Source organism: Chromobacterium sp. LK1 (assembly GCF_001043555.1).
GTDB lineage: Bacteria > Pseudomonadota > Gammaproteobacteria > Burkholderiales > Chromobacteriaceae > Chromobacterium > Chromobacterium aquaticum.
Genome location: NZ_LDUI01000082.1, coordinates 1 through 4,886, shown reverse-complemented (window position 1 = coordinate 4,886; position 4,886 = coordinate 1). Strand labels below are relative to the sequence as shown.

At 62.9% G+C, this 4,886-nt stretch carries 7 protein-coding genes; all 7 read left to right on the top strand.

The window, feature by feature from the left end:
• The first annotated feature begins 47 nt into the window (after positions 1 to 47).
• Entirely contained in the window at positions 48 to 1,088 is a 1,041-nt protein-coding gene (locus VI26_RS23470) for a recombinase RecT (protein WP_053074597.1), read from the top strand.
• A 3-nt stretch (positions 1,089 to 1,091) separates the two neighbouring features.
• Entirely contained in the window at positions 1,092 to 1,304 is a 213-nt protein-coding gene (locus tag VI26_RS22915; protein ID WP_048412065.1) for a hypothetical protein, read from the top strand.
• A gap of 12 nt (positions 1,305 to 1,316) precedes the next feature.
• Positions 1,317 to 2,219, top strand: coding sequence for a ribosome modulation factor (locus tag VI26_RS22910; RefSeq protein WP_048412064.1), 903 nt, complete (start codon positions 1,317 to 1,319; stop codon positions 2,217 to 2,219).
• A 49-nt stretch (positions 2,220 to 2,268) separates the two neighbouring features.
• Positions 2,269 to 2,466 carry a hypothetical protein gene (locus VI26_RS22905; protein ID WP_048412063.1) on the top strand — a complete coding sequence of 66 codons (198 nt, stop codon included), beginning with the start codon at positions 2,269 to 2,271 and terminating at the stop codon, positions 2,464 to 2,466.
• Positions 2,466 to 2,759 (top strand): hypothetical protein, encoded by a 294-nt coding sequence (locus VI26_RS22900; RefSeq protein WP_048412062.1) that lies wholly within the window; start codon positions 2,466 to 2,468, stop codon positions 2,757 to 2,759. The genes VI26_RS22905 and VI26_RS22900 overlap by 1 nt, the downstream gene beginning before the upstream one ends.
• Positions 2,760 to 2,853: 94 nt before the next feature.
• The gene (locus VI26_RS22895; protein ID WP_048412061.1) at positions 2,854 to 4,428 is read left to right on the top strand and encodes a DNA cytosine methyltransferase; all 1,575 of its coding nucleotides are present in this window, start codon (positions 2,854 to 2,856) and stop codon (positions 4,426 to 4,428) included.
• 91 nt (positions 4,429 to 4,519) lie between these two features.
• The coding region (locus VI26_RS22890; RefSeq protein WP_048412060.1) for a hypothetical protein at positions 4,520 to 4,886 on the top strand (367 nt) is incomplete at its 3' end.

Below are 4,886 nucleotides of genomic sequence, written 5' to 3'. Positions count from 1 at the left end.
ATCGATTTCCGCCACAAGAAGGCGAAGGGGCAAAAGGAGCAAGCAGCATGAGCGAACTGATTGAACACGAGGCCGTCACCGAGGTGCCGGCGTTCCATGGCCACGAGACCTCCACCTCTGCGCTGGTGCTAGACGATGGCAGCATCGACCGCATGATGCGGGTGGCCGAGATCATGGCCAGCGGGAAGGCGACGATCCCGAAGCACCTGCAGAACAGCCCTGGTGACTGCATGGCAGTGGTTATGCAGGCGATGCAGTGGAAGATGAACCCATTCGCGGTGGGGCAGAAGACCCACATTGTGAATGGCGCGTTGGGCTACGAGGCGCAACTGGTCAATGCGGTCCTGCAGGCCACCGGCGCAATCAAGGGGCGGTTTCATTACGAATACCGCGGCGAGGGAAATCACCTGGAATGTCGGGTGGCTGCTATTCCCGCCGGCGAGTCGGATCTGGTCTGGAACGAGTGGCTGAAGATCAGCGAAGTCACCGTTAAGAATTCCCCTCTCTGGAAGACGAACCCGAAACAGCAGATGGGTTACTTGCAGGTCAAGAACTGGGCGCGGGCAACGACACCCGGTGCAATTCTGGGCGTCTACACCACCGATGAGCTGGCAGAGCGCCCAGCAGAGCGCGACATCACGCCGCGCGCCAATAGTGCGCCGGCCGCTGCCGCGCCGGCTACGCGAACGGCTCAGCTCAAGCAGCGTCTTGCGGCCAAGCCTGCGCCGGCCGCTCTGCCAGCCCCAAGCTTGGACGACGTCTTGCTTGCTATCAGCACGGCCGGCGGGCGGGCTCAGATGCAGGCCGCGAAGGAGATGGTCGGCCAGCTGGGAGAGCAGGACTGCGCCGTCGCGGTGAAGCGCTATCAGCAGCGAGTCGAGGAACTGCGCGCCCAGGCCGCGCCGGCTGCAGCCGCAGGCGCTCCCGGTTTCGACTTGGACGGCTTCAAGACCCGGATCGGCAACTGCAAGGACGTAGACACGCTGGATTTGATGGCCGACGAGTTCAGCGGCATTGCCGATGGCGAAGCCTTCCAGCAGCTGAGCGACCTGTATCACGCGCGCCGGGCTGAGCTGTTGGGTGATTAACCCATGAGCCGCGTCATCTCCACGCGGCCGGCCAGCTCGCTCTATACGCCCGACCGGCTGCGCGATCTTCTCTCAGACGCGGAAACCAACGCCAGCAGCGACTGGGACCGCGACTTCATCGAAACCATGCAAGCCCGGCTGAAGCAGTACGGCATGGGCATGCACATCAGCAGTCTGCAGCGCCATCACTTAGAACGCATTGCCTCCTCAATCTGAAAGGATCACCCCATGCAAGACAACAAAGACTTCCGCGCGATGACCTCCGACACCATCGGTAAAGACCTGCTCAGCGCGCTGGTAGCTGAAGTGAAGCTGCTGCCGGATGTCTGGCAGAAGCTCAGCCAGGCCAAGCAGGACGACGTGATCGAGCGTATGCGCAAGCGCGTCGAGTCGAACGTCAGAATGGCAATCCATCTGCTGAGCTCTGAAGGTCGCGTCACCGTGCCGGCCAACTTGGAGCAATTCGTCAGCAAAGACGGCGTGAAGGTCCAGTTCAAGGTCAACCAGAACGAACCCGGCATCGTCGACCTGCTGCGCGCCACCGGCAAGGCTTGCCTGCTGGTGGTGGCCAACGCCGACGAAAACCTGGGTGGCATGGACGAGATCGTCGGCGAACCGGACCAGCGCGCGATGGACCTCGGTCACGAGTACCACAATAACGACGGCGGCGGCATGGGCGACATCTTCGGCGGCAATGTTGTCGACGCCGAGTTCGTGGCCGACGCGCCGCAGTTGCCGGCGCCGGGCGATGAAACGCCGACCGAGGAACAGCTCGACAAAGCATTTGACGACGGCTACGACGCGGCACTGGCCGGCAAGCCTGAGAGCGATTGCCCGATCATGTCCGGAGCGCTGTGCATCGAATGGGTCAAAGGCTGGAAAGAGTTTCACAAGGAGCTGGCCGGCGGGGACCAGGCAGAGCCGAGCGCCGGTGACGGACCGAAACCCGATGCGCCGGCCACTACCACCGGCCCGGCGGTGCGCTACCAGCACCCCGACGACTCCCGTCTGACGTGGACCGGCCGCGGCCGTAAGCCGGCATGGGTACAGGCTTGGCTGGACGCCGGCGGCACGCTGGAGCAGTTGGACGCCAATAGCAGCAACGACGCTGACACTGCAGCGGCCGCGTAATCACCGAATCACACCTGGGCGCCCACGGCGCCCAGGAAGGAGCCAAACCATGACCAACGAAAGAAGCAAGCTGCTGCCGGCAAATGTTTGCTTGAGCTCGAGCGAAGTAGAGGTAAAACAGCTGGAGGCTCAACTCGCAGCGGCTGACCTGCGCATAAAGGAACTGGAAGCCGCCTTGGCCGTGGCCAGCCTGTCGCCGGAGTCTCGCGACAACGTGATCCAGTTGGTTCGCGAGGCCGCGGCGTGATGTACCCCGACATCACGAGCGAGCCGCGCGTCGTCCCCGGGCTCGCGCATCTCTTCTACCGGCCGGAGCCGAAGAAGCGGCGGCCCGCCGGCGCGCGGTACTCGCTGGATCGGGTGGAGCACAGGGTCGAAGACATGCCGCGCGGCGAGTTCACGAGCGCGGACGTGGCCAAGTTGCTCTGCCTCAGCATCGAGTCGGCGCGGCTGATCTGCACTGATGCGGTCAACGCTGGGCTGCTGCGGATTGTGCGGAGGGAGCGGCAGCTCAATATCTACAAGAAGGTGACCTCATGACCGACGACGACCTCGCCGCCTGGCGCCGGCTCAATCCCGGCGCTCCGATCAACTTGCCGCCCACACGGGCGGCTTTGCTTTTGTAGGAATCAACATGCGCTACGGATCAGTTTGCAGCGGCATCGAAGCCGCCAGCGCCGCCTGGCATCCGCTGGGCTGGTCGGCGGCATGGCTGGCAGAGATCGAGCCGTTTCCGTCAGCCGTGCTCGCTCATCACTACCCCGATGTGCCAAACCTGGGCGACATGACTAGGATCTCTCGGCGCGTCCTCATCGGCGAAGTTGAGGCGCCGGAGCTGCTGGTCGGTGGCACTCCGTGCCAGGCGTTCAGCGTGGCCGGCCTGCGCGAAGGCCTGGCCGATGACCGGGGTGCGCTGACTATCAAATACGTGGAGCTGGCAGATGCAATTGACTTTATTCGACGCCGGCGAGGAGAGCCCGAAGCAGTTGTCGTCTGGGAAAATGTCCCCGGCGTCCTTTCGTCAAAAGATAACGCCTTTGGCTGCTTCCTGGGCGCGCTTGCCGGCGAAGATTGCGAGCTGCAGCCCGCAGGGAAAAAATGGACGAACGCTGGTTGTGTGTTTGGACCCTCGCGCGCAGTCGCGTGGCGAGTCCTCGATGCCCAATATTTCGGAGTGGCCCAACGCCGCCGACGTGTCTTCGTTGTCGCAAGTGCTCGAAAAGGGTTTGATCCCGCAGCGGTACTTTTTGAGTTCGACGGCGTGCGCCGGGATTCTGCGCCGAGCAGAGAAGCGCAAGCGCGACTTGCCGGAGCCATTACTACGGGCGCTTCAAGTGGTGGCGGTTGGAGGATTGGACCAGACGAAGCCGCTGCAAACCACGTTATCGAATGCTTTGGCGGGGGCCGCACTGCCGGCAGCCTTGACGTTGCCGCCTGCCTGACTTCGAAGGGTCAGCGTATTGATTTCGAGTTTGATACGTTTGCCGTCCAGCCGCTGGCCGGCACGTTGCAGGCCAATGGGAAGGCGGCGGGATCTGCAACACAGCAGGATGCGGAGAGCGGCCTACTCATTCCGGTTCAGTGCGTCACTGGCGATATCACTCACACGCTCAAGGCGGAAGGCTTCGACGCCAGCGAGGACGGCACAGGGCGTGGCCAGCCGATCATCCCTGTTCTGTCTGTTCACGGCACGCAAGACCCTGACGTAACCGTGAACCTCGCTCATACGCTGGGCCGCAACCAGGGGCAGGAAAATGCGGTCGTCTACCCGTTGCTCGAAGTCGGCAAGCGCACTGGAGCGAGTACGACTGACCAACGCGCAGGGATGGGAATTGGCGACAATGGCGATCCAATGTTCACGCTGCAGGCCAGCGCGCAGCATGGGGTGGCTTTGGCCGTGAGCGAGAATCAGCGGGCAGAGGTCAGGCTCACCGAATACTGCTGGTCAATAACCGCCGGTGGCGGAAAGCCCGGTCAGGGATACCCCGCCGCTCTGGTGGATATGTCCGTCCGCCGCCTGACACCGACCGAGTGCGAGCGCCTGCAGGGCTTCCCCGACGGCTACACCGATGTCCCGTTCCGTGGCAAACCCGCAGCGGATGGCCCGCGCTATAAGGCGATAGGCAACAGCAAGGCGGTGCCGGTCGTTCAATGGCTTGGCCGACGGATTGACGATGCGCTGCGTTCGCGGCGGAGGGTGGCCGCATGACCGGCTGCTGGGTCCACACCGGCTATCGCGCAGATGGCCGGATGGTAATTCGATGGGTCGCCGCGGCGGCCCTTTTCTATTGGGAGTGAGCATGCCCGAAATTACGAACCCATACGAGCAGATAGAGCTGGCCGCCGAAGCCGCCGGCTATCTAGGGTTGCTGGACGAAGTGAGCGGCGAGCGCCAATGGCTGGCGGATCACTGCACGGGTGATGAGTTCGATCCGCGAGAAAGCTTTGAAGACGCGATGCGACTGATTTGCGTGCTTGGTCTGCTTGTCGAGGTTGATCGAGCCGCGGGCGTAGTAACCGTAGTGGTTGGCGCAAATCACAAAGTGGAGGCTGCGGTGAAGACTGAGCGGTTCTGCAATGGGGAACAGACGGCAGAGCAAGCATTGATGCTCGCAGTCACTCGCGCCGCTGCTGAAATCGGCTGGTACAAAACGCAGGCTAAGGAGG

Excerpts from the sequence above, each read along its gene's own strand:
- VI26_RS23470 (WP_053074597.1), top strand. The coding sequence starts at position 48 with ATGAGCGAACTGATTGAACACGAGGCCGTCACCGAGGTGCCGGCGTTC.
- VI26_RS22910 (WP_048412064.1), top strand. The coding sequence starts at position 1,317 with ATGCAAGACAACAAAGACTTCCGCGCGATGACCTCCGACACCATCGGT.
- VI26_RS22915 (WP_048412065.1), top strand. The coding sequence starts at position 1,092 with ATGAGCCGCGTCATCTCCACGCGGCCGGCCAGCTCGCTCTATACGCCC.
- VI26_RS22900 (WP_048412062.1), top strand. The coding sequence starts at position 2,466 with ATGTACCCCGACATCACGAGCGAGCCGCGCGTCGTCCCCGGGCTCGCG.
- VI26_RS22895 (WP_048412061.1), top strand. The coding sequence starts at position 2,854 with ATGCGCTACGGATCAGTTTGCAGCGGCATCGAAGCCGCCAGCGCCGCC.
- VI26_RS22905 (WP_048412063.1), top strand. The coding sequence starts at position 2,269 with ATGACCAACGAAAGAAGCAAGCTGCTGCCGGCAAATGTTTGCTTGAGC.